We start from the raw sequence: 22,474 nt of genomic DNA, 5'->3' as shown, positions 1-22,474 counted from the left end.
ATTCTGATAAATTGAACTCGGTATAAACGATTGGTCGCCCGGCGTGGCGACTTCACAGGAGCGCACATGGACTTCACCCTGAACGACGAACAACGCCAGTTGCAGCAACTCGCCCGTGATTTTGCACGCAGGGAAATCATTCCTATCGCGGCCGAATACGACCAGAAAGAAGAGCTGCCCTGGCAGGTCGTCGAGAAAGCGTTCGAGGTCGGACTGCTCAACCCCACCATTCCCGAACATGCCGGGGGGCTGGGCCTGGGGATGTTCGACGAGTGCCTGATCGGTGAGGAGCTGGCCTACGGCTGCATGGGTATCTACACCGTTCTGATGGCCAGCGAGCTGGGCATCGCGCCGCTCCTGATCGGGGGCACAGAGGAGCAGCAGCAGCGGTTCCTGGGCCCCCTGACGGAGAAAGCAGGGCTGGCCGCCTTTGCGCTCAGTGAGCCGAACAACGGTTCAGATGCCGCTGCCATGCACACGACCGCAGTGCTCGACGGTGACGAATGGGTCCTCAACGGCACCAAGATGTGGATCAGCAACGGTGGTCTGGCCGAGATCACAGTGGTGTTCGCCACGACCGACCGGCAGGGCGGGCATAAGGCTACGGTCGCCTTGGTTGTCCCCAAGGACGCGCCGGGCTTTTCATACAACAAGATCAAGCACAAGATGGGCCAGCGGGCAAGCCTGACTTCGGAACTCGTGTTCGAGAACGTTCGCGTTCCCAGAGAAAACCAGCTGGGTGGACTGGGGGACGGCTTCAAGATCGCCATGAAGACCCTGGACAAGACCCGCATTCCGGTGGCGGCGGGCAGCGTCGGAATTGCCCGGCGCGCGATGGACGAAAGCGTCAAATACGCCAAGGAACGCGAGGCGTTTGGCAAACCCATCGCACAGTTCCAGGCCATTCAGTTCAAGCTGGCCGAAATGGCCATGGGCATCGAAACGGGGCGCCTGATGTACCAGAAGGCCGCCTGGCTGGTAGACCAGGGCCAGCCCCACGGGTATGAAAGTGCGATTGCCAAGGCCTACTGCTCGGAAATGGCCTTCGACGCCGCGAACGAAGCGATTCAGGTACACGGGGGTTACGGCTATGTCGGTGAGTACCCGGTGGAGAAGCTGCTTCGTGACGTCAAGCTCAACCAGATCTACGAGGGCACCAACGAGATCCAGCGTGTCGTGATCAGCCGCCACCTGCTCAGATAAGACCAGACGCACAACCCTTGGTGTGCGACAAAACAAGAGGCCGGACACAGTCCGGCCTCCCTTCTTTGTCTGCTTAGCCTATGAGCGTGGTCAGCACTCCAATGCCCTCGACTTCAACTTCAACCTTATCGCCGCTTTGCAGGGCCCCGACCCCGTCAGGGGTGCCGGTCAGCACCACATCTCCGGCTTCCAGCGTCACGAACCGCGTGATGTAGACCAGAATGTCCACGACAGGGAAAATCATCTGGGCTGTGCGCCCGTTCTGGCGCGTCTCACCGTTGACCCGGGTCTGAACCTGGACATCAGCTGGATTGAAGTCGGTCTCCAGCCACGGTCCAAGCGGACAAAACCGGTCTGCGGCCTTGGCCCGGAACCACTGCAGGTCGGTCTTCTGCAGGTCACGCGCGGTCAGGTCCAGACCACAGGTAAAGCCGGCAACGTGGTCCAGGGCGGTCTCTGGGCTCAGGTTACGCGCCTGTTTGCCCATGACCAGGGCCAGTTCGCCCTCGAAATGAAAGTTATCAGTCCAGTCCGGACGCACGACTGTTCCGCCGGGTTCGGCCAGGGTGTTGGGCCCCTTGAGGAAAATCCCCGGCTCTTTCGGAAGGTCGCCGGTGTCATTGCCGAGTTCCCGGATGTGGTCCAGGTAGTTGCGGCCCACGCACACGATCTTGCTGGGCTCAGCAGGCGCGAGCAGGGCAGCCGGGTCAAACGGTACGGTCTCTCCGGTCGGTGCTTCCCCCATTCCACTGCTGAGAAGTACCGTATCCTGCTGCAGCTGACCCCAGCGGGCCTGCCCCTGATGAAGAATTCTGACGAGACGCATATCTGTAAGATACCGGGCGTGGGCGCACAGCACCCCGTGCTCCCCGAAACCCCCGAGTCAGATCAACACCCAACGAAAGGGTTTTACTCGTTGTCCGCCTCGTCCAGGCTGCTTTGCTCCAGGGCGTGCACGTCCAGCAGTACCACAGTCTGGTTGCTGACCTTCAACAGACCCTGGCGTTCCATCTTGCGCATCACACGCGACACGGTCTCACGGCTGGCGCTGATGCGCTGCATGATGTCCTGGGTTCCCAGCGGCAGAACTTCCGGGCTCGGTATCCCAGCCTGCACACGCTGCCGGTGCTGATGCGTAAAGACGTGGGCCAGGGCCGCTTCGGTGTTCAGGCCGAAGGCGATCAGCTCGTCATTGAGGTGGGTGATGCGCTGGGCCAGCATGGCGCTGAGGTTCCAGAGCACCAGGGGGTGACGGCGCAGGATCTGCGAAAAATGATCGCGGTAGAGCATCAGCGTAGTGACATCAGTCAGCGCGACAACGGTGGCGCTGCGTTCGCCCACGGAGGCCAGAACGGCAGTCTCGCCGATCACGCCCGGGGCATAGACATCACCCATGACCCGTTCACGGCTGCCCAGACTGACCCGGCTGACCCGCACGGCACCACTGGTGAGCAGGTAGAGGGCTTCTCCCTGGGCATCTTGTTCCAGAACGGTGTCACCCGCCTGGAAATTCCGGGGGGTGACAACACGGGCCGCCTCACGCACAGCGTCTTCAGGCACGCGCTGGAAAAGGGGGGAGTGTTTCAGAGTGTCCAGCAGGTCCACGCGCGCAGTGTAGCGTCCCGTCGCCCCCGGAGCGTGCAACACCAGCGTCTATAGGTCAGATGCCCTAGCATGCGCGTCGTGACGCTCTCCCCGGCAACATCCCATCCGCCTGTCCTGCACGCCCGGAATCTCCGCCACGGTTTTGCCGGAACGGACGTATTACACGGGGTCAGCCTGGAGGTGTGGCCTGGCGAGGTCGTAGCGGTCACCGGCCCCAGCGGCAGCGGCAAAAGCACCCTGCTGCACCTGCTGGGCGGGCTGGATATTCCTCAGCAGGGCGAGGTCTGGTGGGCAGACGAACGGGCCGACACGCTGGATACCCAGACCCGTGCGCAGCGGCGGGCCGGGCGGGTCGGGCTGGTCTTCCAGCACCACTACCTGCTGGAGGATCTCAGCGTGCTGGACAATGTGCTGATCCCCTGCCGGCTGGCCGGTCAGGACCACCCAGGCCGGGCTCGGGAGTTAATTGCCCGGGTGGGCCTTCAGGGCAGGGAGGCCAGTCTTCCCGGCGTCTTGAGCGGCGGGGAACGCCAGCGCGTGGCGGTCGCCAGGGCCCTGGCCGCCCGACCGGCGGTTGTGCTGGCTGACGAACCGACCGGGAGCCTGGACCGGGCCAACGCTGAAACGGTCGCGGCCCTGCTGGTCAGTCTGGCCAGGGAAGAGGGCGCGGGCGTGCTGCTGGTCACCCACGATGACCGGCTGGCAGCCTACGCCGATCGCACCCTGCATCTGCTCGACGGTCAGTTCACGGACGCCTGAGCGGTAGCGACCTACAGCGTGGTGCGGGTGCCGCGCTCATAGGGAGGCACGACCTGAGGCTTCACGCCCATCGCCACGGCCGCCTTCCACACCCAGTGCGGATCGCCCAGCAGAGGTCGGCCCAGAGCAATCAGGTCGGCGTCGCCGTTGAGGAGCAGGCCCTCGGCACGTTCCGGGGTTTCGATCTGGCCCACCGTCATGACGATGAGATCAGGAACTTCCCGGCGAACCATTGCAGCAAACGGTGTCTGATAGGCCGAGCCCACCGTGATGCGCTGCTCGGTCGTCAACCCACCGCTGCTGATATCCAGCACGTCTACTCCCTCATAACGCAGCAGCCGCGCAAGGTCCACGGTCTGAAACTCGTCCCACCCGCCTGGAGCCCAGTCGGTGGCACTGAGACGCACGAACAGCGGCTTGTGGGAAGGCCAGCTCGCCCGCACAGCCCGCACGACTTCGAGCAGGAAGCGAACCCGGTTTTCGAAGGAGCCGCCGTACTTGTCGGTGCGGCTGTTGGCCAGCGGGGACAGGAACTGGTGAAGCAGGTAGCCGTGCGCCGCGTGAACCTCCACGACATCAAAGCCCGCCATTTCAGCGCGGCGCGCTGCAGACGCGAAATCAGCCGTCACCCGCGCGATGTCATCGGTGGTCATGGCCGAAGGCACGGGGTACAGTTCGTGGAACGCCCGGCCATCTGGCCCGATCACTGACCAGCCACCCTGCTCGATAGGCACCATTCCCCGCCCGCGCCAGGGCGCATAGGTGCTGGCCTTGCGCCCGGCATGCGCCAGCTGAATACCGATCAAGGCGCCGTGGGCATGGGCGAAATCAGTAATTCGGCCCAGGGGGAGAATCTGCGAATCATCCCACAGACCCAGGTCCTCGGGGCTGATGCGGCCCTCAGGCGAAACGGCCGCAGCCTCGGTGAAGATCAGGCCCAGGCCGCTCAGGGCGTACTGGCCGAGATGAACCTGATGAAACTCGTTGGCGAGGCCATTTTGCGCGCTGTACATGCACATGGGCGAGAGCACCACCCGGTTGGGCAAGGTCAGGCTGTCAATTTTGAGGGGAGTAAACAGAAGGGGGGTCACGGTGGCGCTGGGCTGGGTCACCTGCCCAATCTAGACTCCGCCGGCACCGGCAGAAGCAGGGGTGCTTAAGCATGGGATCATACTCGGCTCGCCCGGCCCGGTACCGTAGGCAGATGGACGACACACAGTTTCAGCAGGGCCTGGCCAGGCGCCGCCGCATCATGGGTGCCGAGTACGTGGAACGCGCCTTTCCAGATGCACAAGCTCCTCAGGACGGGGAACCTCCGTTTGGCCAGGATTTCCAGCGCTTCATGACCGAATACGCCTGGGGAGCGGTGTGGGGCCGGGGCAACCTGACCGACCGTGAGCGGCACATGGTGACGCTGGGCATTCTGGCGGCGCTGGGCCGGGAACGGGAACTTGAGGGCCACGTCCGGGCCACCCGCCAGACCGGCGTCAGCCCGCGTGACCTGAGCGACGTGCTGCATCAGGTGGCGATCTACGCCGGCGTTCCTGCCGCGCTGAGCGGATTCAGCACCGCGCAGCGGGTGTACGACGCTCAGCAGGAATAACCCGGCCGCTTACGGCCAGACCCGGTGAGCCGCCCACGCTTCCTGGCGGTTCCGGGCTGTCTGGTGAGCCAGCGTCCAGAAGGCCGACTCGTGTTCGAGCAGGGTCGCCTTGTCGCCTCCAGATTCCGATACTGGGCCAGGAAGGTGCAGGCGGGCCAGCAGGCTGCTCTCCTCCTGACTGCCTGCTGGCCCGCCTGCCGGCCACGCTGCCCGCACCAGTTGGTCATAGGCCCGGCCCAGACGTTGCAGGGCGGCAACATCCGGAACGTACACCCAGGGCCCGGCCTCGCCCAGAAGCGCCAGCAGGCCAGGACCTTCGGTGCGCCAGAGCAACGCCGGCAGCTCCTGGGCAGAACCCATCAGGCTCAGCCAGGGACGGGGGCGAAGCAGATCCCCGACCATATATTTCTCGTGCCCGGTGCGGTTCCCTGCCTGCCGGGCGTCTTCTGGAGAGAACACATCGTGTAACTCGGTCAGGTGAGTCAGGGCGGCCGGCGGCAGGGAAGCGGGCGCCCGGCGACGGCGCGACCACCACATCAGCTGCTCGCGCTGGTGTAGCTGGCGACTGCCTTGCGCCACAGCAGCCGTGTCAGCAGGCACAGCACCAGGGCAACCAGCGGAGAGGCCAGGGCCATCGGGGCCGATATCTGGCCAGTCACTGCCTGAGCAGGCACGGTCGTGATGAAAGCCACCGGCACCACAAAGGTCAGTACGAAGCGGACCGGGACCGGAAAGGCAGAGACCGGGAAGCGGGCGGCCCCGAACACACCATTGAACAGCTCGCTGACGTTCTGCGTCTTTACAAACCAGAACGCGGTGGTGGACAGGCCCAGCCAGATGCAGTACACGATGACCAGCGCTGAGAGGTAAAGCACAGCAGCCGTCAATACGCCGCCCACCGTGACGGTCAGACCCGCCGAGGCGTACAGCAGCAGGCCCAGGCCGATCAGGATGTCCGGAAAGCGCAGCACGTTCAGGTGCCGGGTGCTGACATTGAACTGCGCGTCCACCGGCTTGAGCAGCGTGAAGTCCATATTGCCGGTGCGAATGGTCTCCGCGATCTTGGACATGTTGGGCTGCACGAACACGCTGATAAAGCCCTCAGTCAGCATAAAAAAGCCTGTGACCAGCAGCGCTTCGCGGTAGGTCCAGCCGCCGACCCCCTGCACCCCTGGCTGCGAGAACAGCAGGCTGATGCCCAGCAGCGCTACTCCGGCTTCGCCCAGGCTGGCCAGCACCGCACCCAGGAAGTTGGCCCGGTATTCCAGTTGTGCCGACACCGTCGCCCCGATAAAGATGCGCATCAGGCGCAAGTGCCGCCTCATGCCCCGACCGCCCCGTACTTGCGCAGGCCGGCGCGCCACACTGCAGCGCGAAGAAACCAGAAAATCACCAGCCAGACCAGCAGCACACCGGCGCCCTGCCACGCCTGCTCGGACGTGGCCTTTCCTGCCAGCAGCTGCGCGGGCAGGCCCAGCATGTAGGGAAAAGGCGTCCACCGGGCGATGTCCTGCACCCAGGTCGGATAAAAGGACAGCGGCGCAAACATCCCGCCCAGCGCGGCGTAGACCAGCCATACCAGCTCCTGAAAGCTGGTATTGCTCTCGGTCCAGAAGGCCAGCAGCCCGATGGTGTATTCCCATAGAAAGCGCGCGGTAAATCCCAGGACCGAGAGGCCCAGCACCGCCGGGTAGACCCAGAGTTCCCCGCTAAACCGCGCGCCCGAGAACCAGGTCATCAGGCCCAGCAACGCCAGCATGGGCAGGATCCGGACCAGCCGCTCAGCGACATGCGAGGCGTAATGGTGCCACATGGGGTCCATGGGACGCAGCAGTTTCGGCGAAAGCAGACCCTGCCGGATCTCGATATCCAGCTCCCACGCCACCCACACGACCAGCAGCTGTGCCACGAACCAGGTGCTGATGAAGTAGGTCGCGAACTCGGCGGGCGCGTAGCCGTTGACGGTCCCGTCGGGCCTGCTCTGGGCCTGCGCCATCCAGACCAGCATCATCACGATGCTCAGGGTGCCCGAGAGCATCCAGATCACGATCTCGGCGCGGTACTCGGCCATCTCGGCGAAACGGGTGGCGAACAGCACGCGGACCTTGTGCCACAACCACTTCATGCCGGAACCTCGGCCTTTGCCCCGAACAGTTCGGCCATCACGGCCTCGATGGGCGGATCCTGTACCGTGAGGTCCGCCACATCCAGGTCGGAGAGCAGCCGCGCTGCGCGGGCACTCACCTCGGCGCGGGGGACCCGCAGCTCGGCGCTCAGGCCGTCACTGCTCACCACCGTGCCGTAGGCGGCCAGCTGTGCGCCGCTGACCGGCTGCCGGAACTGCAAGCGCACGGTCTTGCCTCCCGAGCCCTGCTCGGCCAGCTGGGCCAGATCGCCGTCAAACACCAGCTGCCCCTGGTCGATCACCAGGATGCGCCGGGCCAGGGACGTGACGTCCGCCATGTAATGGCTGGTAAGCATAACGGTAGCGCCGTAACGCTGGTTGTAATCACGAACGAATTCGCGAACGGCCTCCTGCATATTGACGTCCAGACCGATGGTCGGCTCGTCCAGAAACAGAATCTTCGGGCGGTGCAGCAGCGCCGCAGCCAGTTCACACTTCATGCGCTCGCCCAGCGACAGCTTGCGCACCTGCTTTTTCAGAATGCCTTCCAGGCCCAGGACTTCGGTGAACTCCCGCATGGTGGCGCGGTACTGCTCGTCGGGAATCTCGTAGATGGCCTGATTGACCAGAAAGCTGTCCAGAGCCGGCAGGTCCCAGATCAGCTGCTGCTTCTGGCCCATGACCAGCGTGATCTGCTTGAGAAAGGCGGTCTCCCGGCGGCGCGGCTCGAACCCCAGCACCCGCGCCTCACCACCCGAGGGATGCAGCAGGCCCGAGAGCATCTTCAGGGTGGTGGTCTTGCCGGCGCCGTTGGGTCCCAGAAAGCCCACCACTTCTCCGGGCGCCAGGTCAAAGGACACGCTCCTGACGGCCTCGACCTGTCTGGTTTTGCGGTGCACAAACGCCCGCAGGCTGCCCACGAAGCCCGGGTCCTTTTCGTGGACGGCGTACTGTTTGCGCAGATCGCGGACATGAACGGCGGCGTCGTGGGGCAACATAGTGGCCTTCAGGGTAGGTCAGCCAGCGCCCAGATGCGCTCCCGCTAGGCCAGTTTGCGTAATGGATTCGTTGAGGGCTGCACCCTGGAAAACCGGGGCAGGGTTTTTGTTCATTGTGTGCCGGAGTGTTCCTGCCACAGTCACGGAAAGTGGGCAAAGAACAGGCCTAGGCTCAGGGCATGAGCAGCCCCGCTGCGCCGTCTGCAACCCTGAACACCACTTCTCCCCCACCGACCCCGCTGGCGCTGTTCCAGCTCTTTTTTGGTGTGGCGCTTTCGGGAATTGGCGGCGGGCTGCCGGCCCACACCCGGCGCGCAGTCAATGCGCGTCGGTGGCTGACCGACGTGGAGTTCGCCGAGTCCTACACCCTGGCGCAGCTGACTCCCGGACCCAACGCCGTCAATCTGGCGGCTATGATCGGCGCGCGCCTGTGCGGACGCCTGGGCGCACTGACGTCCGTCCTGGGCGTGCTGCTGCCCGGACTGACGGCCATGCTGGGCGTGACGGCAGTGACTCTGGGACTGCCGGGCGGGTTGCCGGGACCGGTGCAGAGCGCGCTGCGTGGGGCCGCGTGCGCTGCCCTGGGCGTCATGCTGACAGCTGCCCTGCCGGTGGCCCGCGTGGGCGCGGACGTCCGCGGCGGCGGGGTCGTCATGGCATTGACCTTCCTGGCGCTGGGCGTGCTGCGCCTGCCGCTGCTGCCGGTGCTGCTGGTCATGCTGAGTGCCGGGCTCATTATCCATCGCCCGCGCCGCGCTTCAGGAGACTCCTGATGACCTCGGCCGACCCTGAATTGTTCTGGGCACTGCTCTACGAATTCACGCGGCTGGGCCTGATCAGTTTCGGCGGGGCCAACATCGCCGAGATGGAGCGGGTGCTGGTCGGTCAGCGCGGATGGATTGATGCTCAGACCCTGGCCAACGGCTTTGCGCTGGGACAGGTGATGCCCGGGCCCAACATGCTGGCGGTCACCCACTACGGTTTCGCCGTAGGCGGCTGGGCCGGGGCAGGCGCCGCCACGCTGGGGTTCTATGGACCTACAGCCCTGATCAGCGCTGCAGTTGCCCTGCTGTGGCGCCGGCACAGTGCCCATCCCTGGGTCAGTGCCTTCCGTGACGCCCTGCTGCCCTTCGGTGCAGGCGTGCTGCTGGCCGGCGCCCTGGTCCTTGGACAGGGTAGCGTCAAAGGATGGCCCGACCTGCTGTTGGCCATGGTGGCATTCGTGCTGCTGTGGCGCACCCGGCTGAATGCCGCGGTGGTCGTGGTCAGCGCTGCAGCTGCCGGCGCCCTGCTGGGCCTGTGACTTCGTGACAGAGGCCTGATACAGATACACTCCCCAGGATGTCGAGTGCTGTGGATGGCCGCTGTTGAAACCCTGGGTGCCGCTGGGCCGTGCCCCGATTCCTGGAACGGATGACGAGCTGCTGCTCTGGCAGCGCGGCGATGAGTTCAGTATCCGGATCTCGGGTTACGTGAGCGAGCTGATGAACAGCCGTCAGCACGGCTCAGAGGAAGCGCTGGCCACCTATGCGTGCCCACTCATCGCGGAGCGGGCCTCAGCTCAGGTTCTGGTGGGCGGTCTGGGAATGGGCTTTACCTTGGCAGCGGCGCTGCGGTCGGTGAGAGCGGACGCGACTGTCACGGTTGCCGAACTGGTGCCAGAGGTGGTCGAGTGGAACCGGGGACCGCTGGGAAGCGCCGCCGGCCATCCGCTGACCGACCCGCGCACCCGCGTGGAGGTGGGTGACGTGGCCCACGTCATCCGCCGCCAGCCTGCCGCCTTCGACGCGATTCTGCTCGACGTGGACAACGGTCCTGAAGGCATGACCCAGGAGGACAATGACTGGCTCTATGCGCCCAAGGGCCTCGCCGCAATTCGGGCAGCTCTGAGGCCGGGCGGAGTACTGGCCGTCTGGAGTGTCGAGGCAGTACCGCGCTTTACGACGGCGCTGAACCGCGCGGGATTCACCGTTCATGTCCGCACGGCGCGCGCCAGGGGCGACCGGGGAGCAAAGCACACCATCTGGATTGCCCGGAGCCCGGAGCAGACGCGCCCCGGCAAAAAATAGCCCTGTCCTGCTGAAGTCAGGGCAGCCCTGTGGCTGGATGAAGCGCACCGTTCAACACTTCCAGGCGCTCAGCCGCCCATGAAGAAGCGGGCGGTCACACGGTGCAGTTGTTCAACGGCCTGCAGGCTGTCGAACGTGTGCCCGGCACCTGGAATTCCCGTTGCATCGCAGCCCAGGGCCTCGGCGTAGCGTACGCCCCACTGGGGCGGACAGGTCTGATCGGCGTCGCCATGAAAGACGTGCGCGACCCCTCCCCAGGCCGCAGCAGCCTCCAGCGGGCGGGCGCGGGTGACCTCCATCAGGAATTCGCGGCCCAGGGGCCAGCCGTTCATGTCGGTGATGGTCCCGGGCACGTACCCCCCGCGCAGGTGTGCCAGCCATAGCTCGGGCAGGGCCGGAGCCCACAGGGCGAGACGATGAGGCCGCACCTGCGCCAGCGACAGCGAGGCCACCAGCCCCCCCATGCTGAACCCCAGCAGCATGACCCGCTCCGGGTCCAGACGCGGCTGACGGCGCATGTATTCGAATGCCGCCACGGTGTCCTGCACCTCACGGCTGACGGTCATCTCGCTGAAGTCGCCCTGTGATTCGCCGCTGCCCCGGAAATCGAAGCGCAGACTGGCAACGCCACTGGACGCCAGGAGGCGGGAAAACAGCACGAAGTTCCGGTGAGGTTCCACCCGGTGGCCGGTGAAGCCGTGCAGCAGCACCACGCTGGGCCAGCCGCTGGCGGGCGGCGTTCCGTCTGGGGTGTGAAGCATGCCGTACAGACGCTGACTGTCCACCGTGAACTGCGCAAACTCTTCCATGGCGAGGATTCTGACACTGCGCCTGGCCAGACCGCTTGCCGGACCGCTTGAGGGAATCTGAAGGGCGCCCGGCGGCACAGGATGCCAGCCGGGCGCCCCTGCCGCGCACTTAGGGCGTCAGGCGGTGACGGTCACGTGGGAAGGCGCGGGCGTAGCGCACGTTGCTGATGCCCAGCAGCTTGGCGGTCAGACGCTCGGCACCGATGGCAAAGCCTCCGTGGGGCGGCATGCCGTACTTGAAGACCTCGGTGTAGCCGGTCAGGGTCTCAGGGTTGAGCTTGTAGGCGGCAATGGATTCCATCAGCATGGCGTGGTCGTGAATGCGCTGCCCGCCGGAGGTGATTTCGATGCCGCGGAACAGCAGGTCAAAACCGCGCGTCAGGTCGCCCTCGTCAGGATGGGCGTAGAAGGGCCGGGCCGCGCGGGGGTACTTGGTGACAAACACGAAGTCACTGCCCTCGGTCTCGGCGTAGTGCTGGCACAGCAGGCGCTCAGCCTCGGGGTCCAGATCCTTGCCGCCGACCGGGTGGCCGTACTTCTCCCCCACCAGCTGCCGGGCGTCCAGCAGGGTGATGCGCGGAATATGCGCCGGCACGTCCGGAATGCTGGCGCCCAGCAGGCTGAACTCGGTCTCGCAGCGTTCCCTCAGGCGGGTCATGATGGCAGCAAGCAGGCGGTTTTCCAGCGCCATCACGTCCTCTTCGTCCTCAATGAAGCCCATCTCGACGTCCAGCGACAGGTACTCGTTGAGGTGGCGGCTGGTGGCGTGTTCCTCGGCGCGGTAGACCGGCGCGACCTCGAAGACCCGTTCGAACACACCCACCATGATCTGCTTGTACAGCTGTGGGCTCTGGGCCAGGTAGGCAGGCTGTCCGAAGTAATCGATGGGAAACAGGTTGGCTCCCCCCTCCGCTCCGGCCGACACGATCTTGGGCGTACTGATCTCTGTAAAGCCTTCGGTCATCAGGTGGTCACGGAAAGCGGCAACCAGTTCGGCCTGGACCTTCAGTGCGGCTCGCTCCTTGAGACCGCGCACGCTGACCACCCGGTAGTCCAGCATGGTCTCGGGGTTGACGTGCCAGTCCATCTTGGGGATCTCGACCGGAGTCGGAGCGGTGGCTGCCGAGATGATCCGGAAGCTCTGGACCTGCACCTCGTAGCCGCCCGGCGCCTTGGGGTGCGCCTTGACACTGCCCACCACCTCGACGCTGCTCTCCGACAGCGGCAACTCCAGCCCGCTGCCCACACACTGAGCGATGCCGCTTACGTCGCGCAGCACAAGAAACTGCACGCCCCCCAGATCGCGGCGGGCGTGCAGAAAGCCTTGAAGTTTCACCGTCTGGCCTTCAAAGTGGGCCAGCTCGCGGGTCAGGGTGCGCTGTAGTGCTGTGGCGGTCATGGGGTCTCCTTGGTAACGCGGGATGTAGTACGAAAAACCCCCGACTCCGTTCTGGGTCGGGGGCGCGGCCTGCACGTCGAAGCGTCCCCTAGTGGGGATCATTATCGTTGTTGTTGGCAAGGGCCGCGAACATGATGAGGAGTGTACCGGCGCCGGGAGGGGCCGGTCAAACCTGGAAGCTAGGCATCTTGCCCGGAGTATGCTCGGAGGCGTGATCGTAACGAACGTTCGTTTGACGCCGCTGCCCCGGCCACGAAGTGTGCTGTTCGCCCCCGGCAACCGGGCGGATCTGATCGCCAAACTTCCCCGCAGTGCCCCTGACGCCGTGGTGATCGATCTGGAAGACGCCATTCCCGGTGACCCCGACGCGAAGAGCGCAGCCCGGCCAGTGGCCCGTGACGCGGCGCGCGACCTGATAGCTGTTGCCCCCCGCCTGAATGTCTTTCTGCGGGTTAACGCAGTGCACTCCCCCTACTTCGAGGCCGACCTCGCGGTGCTGACCCCCGAACTGGCCGGGGTGGTCGTGCCAAAGCTGGAATCGGCGCGAGACGTGCAACAGGTGGCGGACGCCCTGAGCGCGCAGGGACTGGACCTGCCACTGATGGCCGGGCTGGAAACCGGAGCCGGCGTGTGGAATGCCCGGGAGATCATGGAGCACCCGGCGGTGGGCTGGGCCTATTTTGGGGCGGAGGATTACACCACCGATCTGGGCGGAATGCGCACGGCTGGTGGTCTGGAGGTGTTGTATGCCCGGTCTCAGGTCGCCCTGGCGGCCCGCCTGGCGGGGGTTCCCGCGCTGGATATCGTGGTGACGGCCCTGAACAATGAGAACCTGTTCCGCGAGGACGCCGGGCAGGGCCGGGCCCTGGGGTACAGCGGCAAACTGTGTATCCACCCGGCTCAGGTCGCTCTGGCGCACGACATCTTCGGGGCCACGCCGGCTCAGCTGGCGCGGGCACGGGCGCTGCTTCAGGCCGCACAGGAGGCCGCGAGGCGAGGACACGGCGCCTTCAGTTTTGAAGGACAGATGGTGGACGAGCCTATGCTGAGCGCGGCCCGGGCCGTGCTGGCCGGAGCAGCGGGGATCACCCCACAGGCGGAGGAAGTATGAACGAGGACCTGCAGCGCCCCCAGGGCCGCTATTTCGAGGAACTGACTCCGGGCACGGTGATCCGTCACCGCGTCACCCGCACGCTGACCGAGGCGGACAACGTGCTGTTCACGACCATGACCATGAACCCGCAGCCTCTGCATCTGGATCATGCCTACGCCGCGCAGACCGAGTTCGGACAGCCGCTGGTCAACAGCCTGCTCACGCTGAGCCTGCTGGTGGGCCTGAGCGTGCACGAGCTGACCCTGGGCACCCTGATCGCCAACCTGGGCCTGACCGACGTGGCTTTTCCAAAACCCGTGTTTCATGGCGACACCATCCGGGCCGAATCGGTGGTGCTCGACGCCAGAGAGAGCCGCTCGCGGCCCGGCCAGGGCGTGGTCACCGTCGAACACCGCGCCTTCAATCAGCACGGCGAAATTGTGGCTCAGTGCAAGCGTACGGCCCTGATGCAAAAACGGCCCACCTGACCAGACACGGCGGACCATTCCATAAAAATTGGCCGGGAAACGAAGGCCTGTGACTCCCAACGTCTTCCCAGCCTGAGTGCACAACTCTTACATGGGCTCAGAACAGCCCACCTGAGAGCGGTCTTTACTCTGCAGGCAGGTACCAGTTGCGGTCCCAGCGGTGGGCGTGCAGTTTCTGCACCTGTTCGGCCGGGAGACCACGGCCATCCCCCATGGCGACATTGCGCTCCACGTTGCGCAGGCTGCGCATGCCCACGATCACGGTGCTGACGGCAGGGTGGCTCAGCACGAAGCGCAGGCTGGTCTCGGCCAGCTGACCGGTTTCAATGCCCAGGTCGGCCTCGATGGCGCGCAGGCGTGGCTGCAGTTCGGTCTTGCGGTCGCCGCCGAAGTAACGGTGACGCCAGTCGCCTTCGGGGAAGGTGGTTTCAGGCGTGATGTTGCCGGTCAGGCTGCCTTCGTCCAGGGCCACGCGCACGATCACTCCCACGCCATTGGCCTGACACGCGTCCAGCAGGCGGTCCTGTGGGGACTGGTCGAACACGTTGTAGATGACCTGGACGGTCTCCACCACTCCGGCTTCTACGGCTTTGACGGCGTTGTCCGGCTGATGGTCGTTGATAGAAATACCGAAATGGCGGATCTTGCCGTCGCGTTTAAGCTGTGCCACCGCGTCCTGCCAGTCACCCTGACCGATCCAGGAATCGTTCCAGACATGGAACTGCTGCACGTCAATCTGGGGCAGGCCGAGTCGCTCCAGGCTGGCCTCGGTCATGCGGATTACGTGCTCGCCGGGAAATGCCTGCTCGGCGGTCGTTTCGGGCGCCGCTGGCCACTGGTTGCTGAGGGGGCTGATCTTGGTGGCGACCAGTGTGCCGGGATATTCGCGAGCCACCTGCCCGACCAGACGCTCGCTGTGGCCGTTGCCGTAGCCCATGGCCGTGTCGATAAAGTTACCGCCCAGTTCGAGATACCGGCGCAGAGCCGTGAGGCTGTCGTCGTCATTGGCACCGATCCACATGTCGGCACCGATACCCCAGGCGCCGTAGCCGATTTCGCTGACGTTCAGACCGGTGCGGCCCAGGGGACGTTGGTGGAGGGACTGCTGTTCAGAAGTCATATTCCCTACTGTAACGATTCAGACGCCGTGAAGCCAGCCGCCGTGATCTTCATTCAATCCTGGCAGTAGGCTGCGTGCGTGACGCCACCCACCCCAACAGCTCCCCCCTCGTTTTCTCCGCAGGTGCGGCGGCTGGCCACAGCCGGACTGGTGGTTGGTGTTTTTCTGGCGGCCCTGGAGGCCAGCGTGGTGGCCACCGCTATGCCCAGCGTGATCAGCGACCTGGGTGGTGAACAGCTGTATGCCCTTCCGTTTGCGGTGTACCTGCTGTTCAGCACTGTCTCCAGCCCGCTGTGGGGTCGAGGCTCGGATCTGGTGGGACGGCGGCGGCTGTATCTGCTGGGTGTCGTCATCTTTCTGGTGGGCAGCGCCCTGTGCGGTATGAGCGACAGCATGGTGACCCTGGTGGCTGCCCGCGCGGTGCAGGGCCTGGGGGCTGGGGGCCTGCTTCCGCTGACCCTGACCATGGTCGGAGAGCTGTATACCCTGGCCGAACGGGGCCGGGTGCAGGCGGTGATCTCAGGCGTGTGGGGAGTCTCGGGGCTGCTGGGTCCACTGTTGGGCGGCTGGCTGACCGAAACACTGTCGTGGCGATGGACGTTCTATGCCAGCCTGCCGTTTGGCGTGGCAGCCCTGCTGCTGGCCCTGCGCTTTCTCCCGGAGACCGGTCAGCCCCGCCCCGCACGGCTCGACTGGGCGGGTGCGGCGCTGTTCACGCTGGGAAGCGGTCTGGTGGTCTGGGGACTTGAGCAGCGGCACTGGCTGCTGGTGGGTCTGGGGCTGGTCACCCTGGGTGCCGCAATCACTGTGGAACGCCGGCACCCGGACCCGTTGCTGCCCATGCGCGCTCTGCGGCAGCGGCTGCCAAGGGTCGCGTTTGCGGGCAACATGCTGGGCGGCGCGGCCTATTTCGGGATCATTGCCTACCTGCCGCTGTACGCGCAGGGGGTTTCTGGTGGTGGTGCTACAGCGGCCGGCGCGATCCTTACACCCATGCTGGTGGGTTGGACCCTGACCGCCATCCTGACGGGCAGGCTGGTCAAGACGGTGCCTCTGATACGCATTGCCCAGAGCGGCTTTGTGGTCCTGGTCGTGATGTTCTCAGCCCTGGTCTTCGCGGTCCACGCGCCACTGTGGGTCACAAGCGTTCTGGGATTCGCCGTGGGGACCGGAATGGGATTTGCCATGCTCAGCCTGCTGCTGGCTGCGCAGGAAAGCAGCGCTCGCAAGGAACTGGGCGCCGTGACCAGTGGCGTTCTGTTTGCCCGTCAGATGGGCGGCGCCCTGGGAGTGGCACTGATGGCCCTGCTCATCGGCGCAGAGGCCATTGTGACTGGGGGCTCCGAACTGGCTGAGGGACTGCGCCGTGCTTACATTCTGGCGGGCGTCCTGGCGGCGGTCGCGCTTGCTCTGTGCCTGAGGGTTGGGCCTTCCACGCTTCCAGCCGCGCCTGAGGGCACGTCACAACAGAGCGGCTCTTAACAACAGATTGGCTCCGGTCACCGCCCTGGATTGCTACTCTGTGGGCCTGATGGCCGTATGGCACTTCCCTGACCCCTGCAGCCCCCTGTGTGGGCAACGATTCTCCGCTGCCCCAACCTGGTGGCCTGCATGCGCTGAGCGGTGCGGTCACCTGCAACAGACTCCGGAGCTCAGCCGATGAGTGGCGGGCTGGTCGCGCTTCTCGATGACGTGGCTGCTATTGCCAAGATTGCCGCTTCCTCGATTGACGATATCGGGGCTGCCGCGGCCAAGGCGGGCACCAAAGCCGTCGGAGTGGTGGTCGATGACGCGGCTGTCACACCACGGTACGTGGCCGGATTTTTGCCTCAGCGCGAACTGCCGATCATCTGGCGTATTGCCAGGGGTTCGCTGCGCAACAAGTTGCTGTTTATTCTGCCGACCGCTCTGCTGCTCAGCCAGTTCCTGCCGTGGGCTATCGCCCCGATCCTGATGCTGGGCGGCGCCTACCTGTGCTACGAGGGCGCTGAAAAGCTGTACGAAGCCGTCGGTGGACATCACGACGAGCAGAGCGATCAACCCGTTCTTCTGAGTAGTGAGGCCCACGAAGAACAGATGATCGCAGGTGCCATCCGGACTGACTTCATCCTGTCTGCCGAGATCATGGCGATTTCACTGGCAGAGGTGGCCACTGAAGGCTTCGTGTCCCGCACGTTGATTCTGATTGTCGTTGCATTTGCCATTACTCTGCTGGTGTACGGAGTGGTGGGATTGATCGTCAAGATGGACGACATCGGCCTGCGGCTGGCCAATGGGGCTAACGGAGCCAGTCAGGCGCTGGGCCGGGGACTGGTCAAGGCCATGCCGATTATCCTGAGCGCGCTGTCCATTATCGGCACCGTTGCCATGCTGTGGGTCGGCGGACATATCATCCTGGCCGGGTTGGAGACCTTCGGATTCGGTGAACTGGCGCACGCGCTTCATGAGGACGCCGTGGCCGCTGGTCACGCTGTCCCGGCAGCCCACGGCCTGGTCGAATGGCTTGTTGAGACCCTCGGATCCGGCGCTGCCGGCCTGTTGATCGGTGCTCCGATTGTCGCGCTGATGCACGTGCTTCCCAAAAAACAAAAGCACTGACCGCGGTGCAGGATGGGCGTCCTCCGTCTGAGAGCTTCAGGCCCAGCGTTGATGTCCGAATGCCATAAAGCGGGTACCTGTGCCAGAAGTCTCACCAACAGACGTGCCGCTGGACATTCCGGCGGCACGTTTCACTGATGGTGGTGCGCCGGCGCAGGGCTCAGCTCAAACCCACCGGCAAGCGCGAGGGATAGCAACCGGCAGATCGGGAATCTGAAGGGTGAGGAGGCAGATTCTACTTTTGCCCTGTGGGCTCATCACGCCCCTACATGTTTGCGCAACCTTGCCAGGTCCGAAAGGAGCTTCCTTTCAAGAGACTGTCCACAAGGTAGAGGTAAGGAGCTGACCACTGGAAGCCACCAGCGGGCCGCGGGACCAACTGGGCAACTCTCTCCCCCTGCGGAAGTCATTCCTCACGGATTGCTCGGCCGCGCTCTGTTAGCCTCGGGGAGGAATGGCGACGGTGGCAGAACTACGCGAGCGACTCAGGCGGCCCCTCGCGGCGGAGCTGGCCGCCGGTTGTCAGAACCGGGTAGTGGCCGGCGGCGTCGAGAAACTGCTGGCCTCTCCGCTGGGCAATCCTTTTCCGCAGGTCAGGGAAGTGCTTGGTGGGTATGGGTCCCTGGAGCCGGCCAAGCGTGAAGCCGCGCTGAAATCCGCCCTGGCACTGCTTGAGCCCACTTCCCAGCCTGAAAAACGGCCGATCCGACCGGCAGCACGTGTGGCTCCTCCACCAGCGGTCTCCGGAGAGCGACTGCCTCCGGACGCCGAGGTCTCGCGCCTGGATACTGGCCCCGGCGGCGCGCGCAAACTGACCTCGCTGGGACTGCATACGCTGCGGGACGTGCTTCACGCCTATCCTCACCGCCACGAGGACCGCCGCGCCCTCCCCGATCTGGCCGAGGTGGAAGAAGGCCAGAAAGTCACGGTCGAGGGCACCGTGGTGGCCAAGTCAAGGCGGAGCCCACGGCCCGGCATGCTCGTCATTGAAGTGACGCTCGAAACGCCTTCGGGCGGCAGGGTCAAAGCAACCTGGTTCAACCAGCCCTGGGTAGAGCGGCAGCTGCGTGAGGGCGCACGCCTGGTGCTGACCGGGCGGGTCAAGCGCTTCGGCCGCAACGTGCAGCTGGGCGTCGAGCACCTGGAAACGGTGGACGGTGCCCAGGATTCGCTCAGTACCGGGCGCATCGTGGGCGTGTATGACAGCAAGGAGGGCATCTCGCAGGAGTTCCTGCGCCGCGCCGCCTTCCGGTCTTTGCAGTCGGTCCCGCTCGACGATTACCTGCCGGCCCACTGGCGTCAGAAATATGGAATCACCGATCTGAGCGACGCCCTGTGGGGCATTCACTTCCCGGCTGACGAGGCTCAGCTTTCCCGGGCCAACGCACGGCTGCGCTTCGACGAGTATCTGTTTCTGGAACTGCGCATGCTCCTCCAGGGTGAAGACGCCGTATTGCAGGGCAAACGCTTCGAGGCCAGGGGCGACGATATCGAGCGCTTTGAGTCTGTCCTCCCCTTCCGCATGACCAATGCACAGCGGCGGGTCCTGCTGGAAATTACGGACGACATGCGCTCCGAGCGGCAGATGGCCCGGCTGGTGCAGGGTGACGTGGGCAGCGGCAAGACGGCTGTGGCGGCCTGTGCGCTGTATCTGGCGGTGCGCGATGGCTACCAGGGCGCCCTGATGGCCCCCACCGAGATCCTGGCGCGGCAGCACTACAACAATCTCGTGGGGTACCTGAATCAGCTGGACGTGCGCGTCGGCCTGTTGATCGGAGCCATGGCGGCTAAGCAGAAGCTGGAGATGCAGACCCGAATCGCCCGGGGCGAGGTGGACGTGGTGGTGGGCACCCAGGCGCTGATTCAGGAAAATGTCCAGTTCGACAACCTGGGTCTGGCCGTCATCGATGAAGAGCACCGCTTTGGCGTTCAGCAGCGCCGCAAGCTGCTGGCCGGCCGGCCGGACGTGCTGGTCATGTCGGCCACACCTATCCCGCGGAGCCTGGCGCTGACTGCCTACGGCGACCTGGAACTGTCCGTTATTGACGAGATGCCGCCCGGCCGCACGCCGATCGAAACCAAACTGATTCAGGACACCCACCGCACGCAGGCATATGGTTTTGTCATGCGCCAGATCCGCGAAGGGCGGCAGGCTTTCGTGGTCACGGCCCTGATCGACGAGAACGAGAACCTGGAACTGCTGGCCGCCACCCAGCTGGCCGACGACCTGAAAACCATCCTGCCGGAGGCGCGTATCGACCTGCTTCATGGCCGTATGAGCGCCGCGGAGAAGGATCACGTCATGGAGCGCTTCCGGGCACGTGAATTCGATCTGCTGGTGTCCACCACAGTCATTGAGGTAGGCGTGGACGTTCCGAACGCCACGGTCATGGTGATTGAGAATGCCGAACGCTTCGGGCTCGCGCAGCTTCATCAGTTGCGTGGACGCGTAGGACGAGGCAGCGCGCAGAGTTACTGCGTACTGATCGCCGGCGAACACAGTAAGAAAACCCGGCAGCGTCTGGGCATCATCGAAGGCAGCACCGACGGCTTTGTCATTGCCGAGGCCGACCTCAAGCTGCGCGGCCCGGGTGAAATCCGCGGCACCCGGCAAAGCGGGATTCCGGATCTGCGCCTGGCTGACCTGGCCAACGACACGTCCATCATCGAGCAGGCCCGCGAACTGGCCAAGCACATCCTGGCGCATGACCCCCGGCTGGAGCACCCCCGGCTGCAGTATCTGCGTGCCGAGTTACAAAGCCGCAGTCACAGCGTGGCCTTCCGGGAAGTGATCTGATACCACACGATCAGGCAGCGCGTATCACTACATGTGACAACACCGTGACACCATTCAGTTAAAGTAAAAGCATCAGCGCAACAATTCAAAGCATGGGCCGGGTGAAGTCTATGTGCGCCGGGAGGCTGACTCCAGCGTGGGTCGGCCCTTCCTTTTGTTTTAAAAGCGCACTGACCCGGTTTATCCGGCCTGATAGCGCCGGGCTCAAGAGCACGTACAGGTGCGACCAATTTTAGATATCAATGCGAAAGCTGAGAGGGCACGGTCATGCCCCCAGGCAGTCCCGGATTTACCAGCCTCAAAAAAACTGTAATCAGTGTTCGCGGACGCAGCCAGTTCGCAGAAAGTCCTGCACCATCGGCTCCAGATCATGCAGGGCCACGTCAGAGCGCATCGCATATTCGGCAGGCGAAAGTTTATCGCCAAGCGCACGCAGGAAAGCCAGTCCCGCCTGGCCATGCTGAGTCCGGAAGCTCTGGTGAATGCCAGTAATAGCGTTCAGGGCGTCGCGGCCCCGCAGAGTCAACGTGTAGTGATGGTGAGCCCAGCCAGCCAGACTCCGGGGCAGAATCAGGGTCTGCGGCCTCAACGGAGCGGGGAAGGCGCCCTCATAGGGCAGGGTGGCCGCCATGGTCGCGACAATCTCACCGCGAGCATAGAAAATTGCGCCGGTAGGACGGGCATGCAGCCCGGTAAAGTCCTCGGTCAGATTGAATTTCCAGGCCCGCGAGCCAACCCCGCTCAGCACATGGGCCAGAGTCGCTGGCAACGGGTACGCGGCCAGGGCAGCTCCCTGCTCGTACAGATTGAGCAGTTCTCCCAGCGCCTGCTCACCCGTGGCGCTCGCCGCCGCAGCTGTCACCGTACGCCCTTCATACAGCAGAACGTATGCGCTCTGGTCACCAAGCGAAGCGTGCAGGTACCCATACCAGCTCTGCTCGTGCAGACACTTCAAAAAAGCGTGCAGGTCGCAGAACAGCTGGTTCAGGCCCAGATGCGCGGGAGTAGCCTGCGGGAGAAACCGGGCCAGGAATGGTGCAGTTCCTGGAAACATCGGAGTCAGTTCAGGAATCAGCTCAGCCAGATCCTCCGGCACCTCGGGGGTTGGCGCCGGGCGGCGCTCGGCACCGTCACCCCCTGGAAGCGGCGAGGACAGACTCCTGCTCACCGGTGCTCCACGCCAGCCAGTTCCAGTGTCTGTTCGACCCGACCGTTCTCAATCGTGTCGTTCTTTTGCTCACCGTGATACTCGGCTATACCGGGCTCAGGCAGACGCCGCAGATGATCGTTGAAGCGGGCCGCATTCCTGACGTAACGGGCTGCGTTCCCGGTAGACGGAGCGGGCCGCACGACGCGGGCCGGAACACCCACAGCCAGCATTCCGTCGGGCACATGTACACCCTCCGGCAGGACCGCACCGGCACCCAGCATGGCTCCGGCACCCAGGCTGGAGCCACTGAGCATCACGGCGCCCATACCCACCAGACTGCCTGGGCCGCAGCTCGCGCCGTGAACGATGGCCCGGTGGCCTACCGTCACGCGTTCAGTCAGCACACAGGGCCAGCCGGCGTCTGTGTGTAACACTGCGCCGTCCTGGACGTTGCATCCAGGACCGATCTCGATCGCTTCCAGATCACCGCGCAGCACCACACCAAACCACACACTGGCTCCTTCAGCCACAGTGACCTGACCGATAACATCGGCACTTGGGGCGATAAACGCCGTCGCGTGAATTTCCGGGACGTGCCCTTCCAGGGCGTAGCGCGGCATGCCTTTCCTCCGTGTGCTGGGTGCCACCGGCCTGGTCG

23 protein-coding genes are annotated in these 22,474 nt (G+C 64.6%); 11 read left to right on the top strand and 12 right to left on the bottom strand.

Annotation, left to right across the window (positions count from 1 at the left end; genetic code table 11):
- The first annotated feature begins 66 nt into the window (after positions 1–66).
- Positions 67–1,203, top strand: coding sequence for an acyl-CoA dehydrogenase family protein (locus tag DEIDE_RS05805; RefSeq protein WP_012693020.1), 1,137 nt, complete (start codon positions 67–69; stop codon positions 1,201–1,203).
- Positions 1,204–1,276: 73 nt separating this feature from the next.
- Here DEIDE_RS05805 and DEIDE_RS05800 read toward each other — a convergent pair whose 3' ends face one another.
- Both DEIDE_RS05800 and DEIDE_RS05795 read right to left on the bottom strand, forming a co-directional pair.
- Complete coding sequence (locus tag DEIDE_RS05800; RefSeq protein WP_012693019.1) at positions 1,277–2,029, bottom strand: fumarylacetoacetate hydrolase family protein; 753 nt, start codon at positions 2,027–2,029, stop codon at positions 1,277–1,279.
- 83 nt (positions 2,030–2,112) lie between these two features.
- On the bottom strand, positions 2,113–2,808 hold the full coding sequence (locus tag DEIDE_RS05795) for a Crp/Fnr family transcriptional regulator (RefSeq protein WP_012693018.1): 696 nt from the start codon (positions 2,806–2,808) through the stop codon (positions 2,113–2,115).
- Positions 2,809–2,877: 69 nt separating this feature from the next.
- On the opposite strand from DEIDE_RS05795, the gene DEIDE_RS05790 reads away from it, so the two are divergent.
- Complete coding sequence (locus DEIDE_RS05790; protein ID WP_012693017.1) at positions 2,878–3,567, top strand: ABC transporter ATP-binding protein; 690 nt, start codon at positions 2,878–2,880, stop codon at positions 3,565–3,567.
- A gap of 11 nt (positions 3,568–3,578) precedes the next feature.
- On the opposite strand, the gene DEIDE_RS05785 is transcribed toward DEIDE_RS05790, so the two are convergent.
- Positions 3,579–4,679, bottom strand: a complete 1,101-nt coding sequence (locus DEIDE_RS05785) for an NADH:flavin oxidoreductase/NADH oxidase (protein ID WP_012693016.1) — start codon at positions 4,677–4,679, stop codon at positions 3,579–3,581.
- Between the two features lie 92 nt (positions 4,680–4,771).
- Here DEIDE_RS05785 and pcaC point away from each other — a divergent pair, with 92 nt between their 5' ends.
- The gene (pcaC, locus tag DEIDE_RS05780; RefSeq protein ID WP_012693015.1) at positions 4,772–5,170 is read left to right on the top strand and encodes a 4-carboxymuconolactone decarboxylase; all 399 of its coding nucleotides are present in this window, start codon (positions 4,772–4,774) and stop codon (positions 5,168–5,170) included.
- 9 nt (positions 5,171–5,179) lie between these two features.
- Here pcaC and DEIDE_RS05775 read toward each other — a convergent pair whose 3' ends face one another.
- From DEIDE_RS05775 to DEIDE_RS05760, 4 genes are read right to left on the bottom strand one after another with little or no spacing between them, the layout of a single operon-like run.
- Complete coding sequence (locus tag DEIDE_RS05775) at positions 5,180–5,707, bottom strand: hypothetical protein (protein ID WP_012693014.1); 528 nt, start codon at positions 5,705–5,707, stop codon at positions 5,180–5,182.
- Complete coding sequence (locus DEIDE_RS05770; RefSeq protein WP_012693013.1) at positions 5,707–6,495, bottom strand: ABC transporter permease; 789 nt, start codon at positions 6,493–6,495, stop codon at positions 5,707–5,709. Before DEIDE_RS05770 ends, DEIDE_RS05775 begins: the two co-directional genes overlap by 1 nt.
- Positions 6,492–7,295 carry an ABC transporter permease gene (locus DEIDE_RS05765; RefSeq protein WP_012693012.1) on the bottom strand — a complete coding sequence of 268 codons (804 nt, stop codon included), beginning with the start codon at positions 7,293–7,295 and terminating at the stop codon, positions 6,492–6,494. Before DEIDE_RS05765 ends, DEIDE_RS05770 begins: the two co-directional genes overlap by 4 nt.
- Complete coding sequence (locus DEIDE_RS05760) at positions 7,292–8,293, bottom strand: ABC transporter ATP-binding protein (protein ID WP_012693011.1); 1,002 nt, start codon at positions 8,291–8,293, stop codon at positions 7,292–7,294. Before DEIDE_RS05760 ends, DEIDE_RS05765 begins: the two co-directional genes overlap by 4 nt.
- Positions 8,294–8,472: 179 nt before the next feature.
- On the opposite strand from DEIDE_RS05760, the gene DEIDE_RS05755 reads away from it, so the two are divergent.
- From DEIDE_RS05755 to DEIDE_RS05745, 3 genes are all read left to right on the top strand, one after another.
- Positions 8,473–9,066, top strand: coding sequence for a chromate transporter (locus DEIDE_RS05755; protein WP_012693010.1), 594 nt, complete (start codon positions 8,473–8,475; stop codon positions 9,064–9,066).
- Positions 9,066–9,596 (top strand): chromate transporter, encoded by a 531-nt coding sequence (locus tag DEIDE_RS05750; RefSeq protein WP_012693009.1) that lies wholly within the window; start codon positions 9,066–9,068, stop codon positions 9,594–9,596. The genes DEIDE_RS05755 and DEIDE_RS05750 overlap by 1 nt, the downstream gene beginning before the upstream one ends.
- 64 nt (positions 9,597–9,660) lie before the next feature.
- A complete protein-coding gene (locus tag DEIDE_RS05745) occupies positions 9,661–10,362 on the top strand; it encodes a spermidine synthase (RefSeq protein ID WP_012693008.1) in 702 nt (233 codons plus the stop codon).
- Between the two features lie 68 nt (positions 10,363–10,430).
- On the opposite strand, the gene DEIDE_RS05740 is transcribed toward DEIDE_RS05745, so the two are convergent.
- Positions 10,431–11,171 (bottom strand): alpha/beta hydrolase family protein, encoded by a 741-nt coding sequence (locus tag DEIDE_RS05740; protein WP_012693007.1) that lies wholly within the window; start codon positions 11,169–11,171, stop codon positions 10,431–10,433.
- Between the two features lie 109 nt (positions 11,172–11,280).
- Entirely contained in the window at positions 11,281–12,570 is a 1,290-nt protein-coding gene (aspS, locus tag DEIDE_RS05735) for an aspartate--tRNA(Asn) ligase (RefSeq protein ID WP_012693006.1), read from the bottom strand.
- A 211-nt stretch (positions 12,571–12,781) separates the two neighbouring features.
- Between aspS and DEIDE_RS05730 the strand changes: the two genes are divergently transcribed.
- Both DEIDE_RS05730 and DEIDE_RS05725 read left to right on the top strand, forming a co-directional pair.
- Positions 12,782–13,681: an HpcH/HpaI aldolase/citrate lyase family protein gene (locus DEIDE_RS05730; RefSeq protein WP_012693005.1), complete on the top strand. Its 900-nt coding sequence runs from the start codon at positions 12,782–12,784 to the stop codon at positions 13,679–13,681.
- Positions 13,678–14,151 (top strand): MaoC family dehydratase, encoded by a 474-nt coding sequence (locus DEIDE_RS05725; protein WP_012693004.1) that lies wholly within the window; start codon positions 13,678–13,680, stop codon positions 14,149–14,151. Before DEIDE_RS05730 ends, DEIDE_RS05725 begins: the two co-directional genes overlap by 4 nt.
- A 124-nt stretch (positions 14,152–14,275) precedes the next feature.
- On the opposite strand, the gene DEIDE_RS05720 is transcribed toward DEIDE_RS05725, so the two are convergent.
- Positions 14,276–15,271 carry an aldo/keto reductase gene (locus DEIDE_RS05720; RefSeq protein ID WP_012693003.1) on the bottom strand — a complete coding sequence of 332 codons (996 nt, stop codon included), beginning with the start codon at positions 15,269–15,271 and terminating at the stop codon, positions 14,276–14,278.
- A 78-nt stretch (positions 15,272–15,349) separates the two neighbouring features.
- Here DEIDE_RS05720 and DEIDE_RS05715 point away from each other — a divergent pair, with 78 nt between their 5' ends.
- The 3 genes from DEIDE_RS05715 (at position 15,350) to recG (ending at position 20,666) form a co-directional block, all read left to right on the top strand.
- Complete coding sequence (locus DEIDE_RS05715) at positions 15,350–16,753, top strand: MFS transporter (RefSeq protein WP_012693002.1); 1,404 nt, start codon at positions 15,350–15,352, stop codon at positions 16,751–16,753.
- 177 nt (positions 16,754–16,930) lie between these two features.
- A complete protein-coding gene (locus tag DEIDE_RS05710) occupies positions 16,931–17,869 on the top strand; it encodes a DUF808 domain-containing protein (RefSeq protein ID WP_012693001.1) in 939 nt (312 codons plus the stop codon).
- 454 nt (positions 17,870–18,323) lie between these two features.
- The gene (gene recG, locus DEIDE_RS05705) at positions 18,324–20,666 is read left to right on the top strand and encodes an ATP-dependent DNA helicase RecG (RefSeq protein ID WP_012693000.1); all 2,343 of its coding nucleotides are present in this window, start codon (positions 18,324–18,326) and stop codon (positions 20,664–20,666) included.
- 313 nt (positions 20,667–20,979) lie between these two features.
- Here recG and DEIDE_RS05700 read toward each other — a convergent pair whose 3' ends face one another.
- Both DEIDE_RS05700 and DEIDE_RS05695 read right to left on the bottom strand, forming a co-directional pair.
- Positions 20,980–21,834 carry a hypothetical protein gene (locus DEIDE_RS05700; protein WP_012692999.1) on the bottom strand — a complete coding sequence of 285 codons (855 nt, stop codon included), beginning with the start codon at positions 21,832–21,834 and terminating at the stop codon, positions 20,980–20,982.
- Complete coding sequence (locus DEIDE_RS05695; RefSeq protein ID WP_012692998.1) at positions 21,831–22,436, bottom strand: gamma carbonic anhydrase family protein; 606 nt, start codon at positions 22,434–22,436, stop codon at positions 21,831–21,833. The genes DEIDE_RS05700 and DEIDE_RS05695 overlap by 4 nt, the downstream gene beginning before the upstream one ends.
- Positions 22,437–22,474: the final 38 nt, after the last annotated feature.

Source organism: Deinococcus deserti VCD115 (assembly GCF_000020685.1).
Classification (GTDB): domain Bacteria; phylum Deinococcota; class Deinococci; order Deinococcales; family Deinococcaceae; genus Deinococcus; species Deinococcus deserti.
The sequence above is the reverse complement of the archived record's forward strand: the minus strand, read 5'-3'. Positions and strand labels throughout refer to the sequence as shown.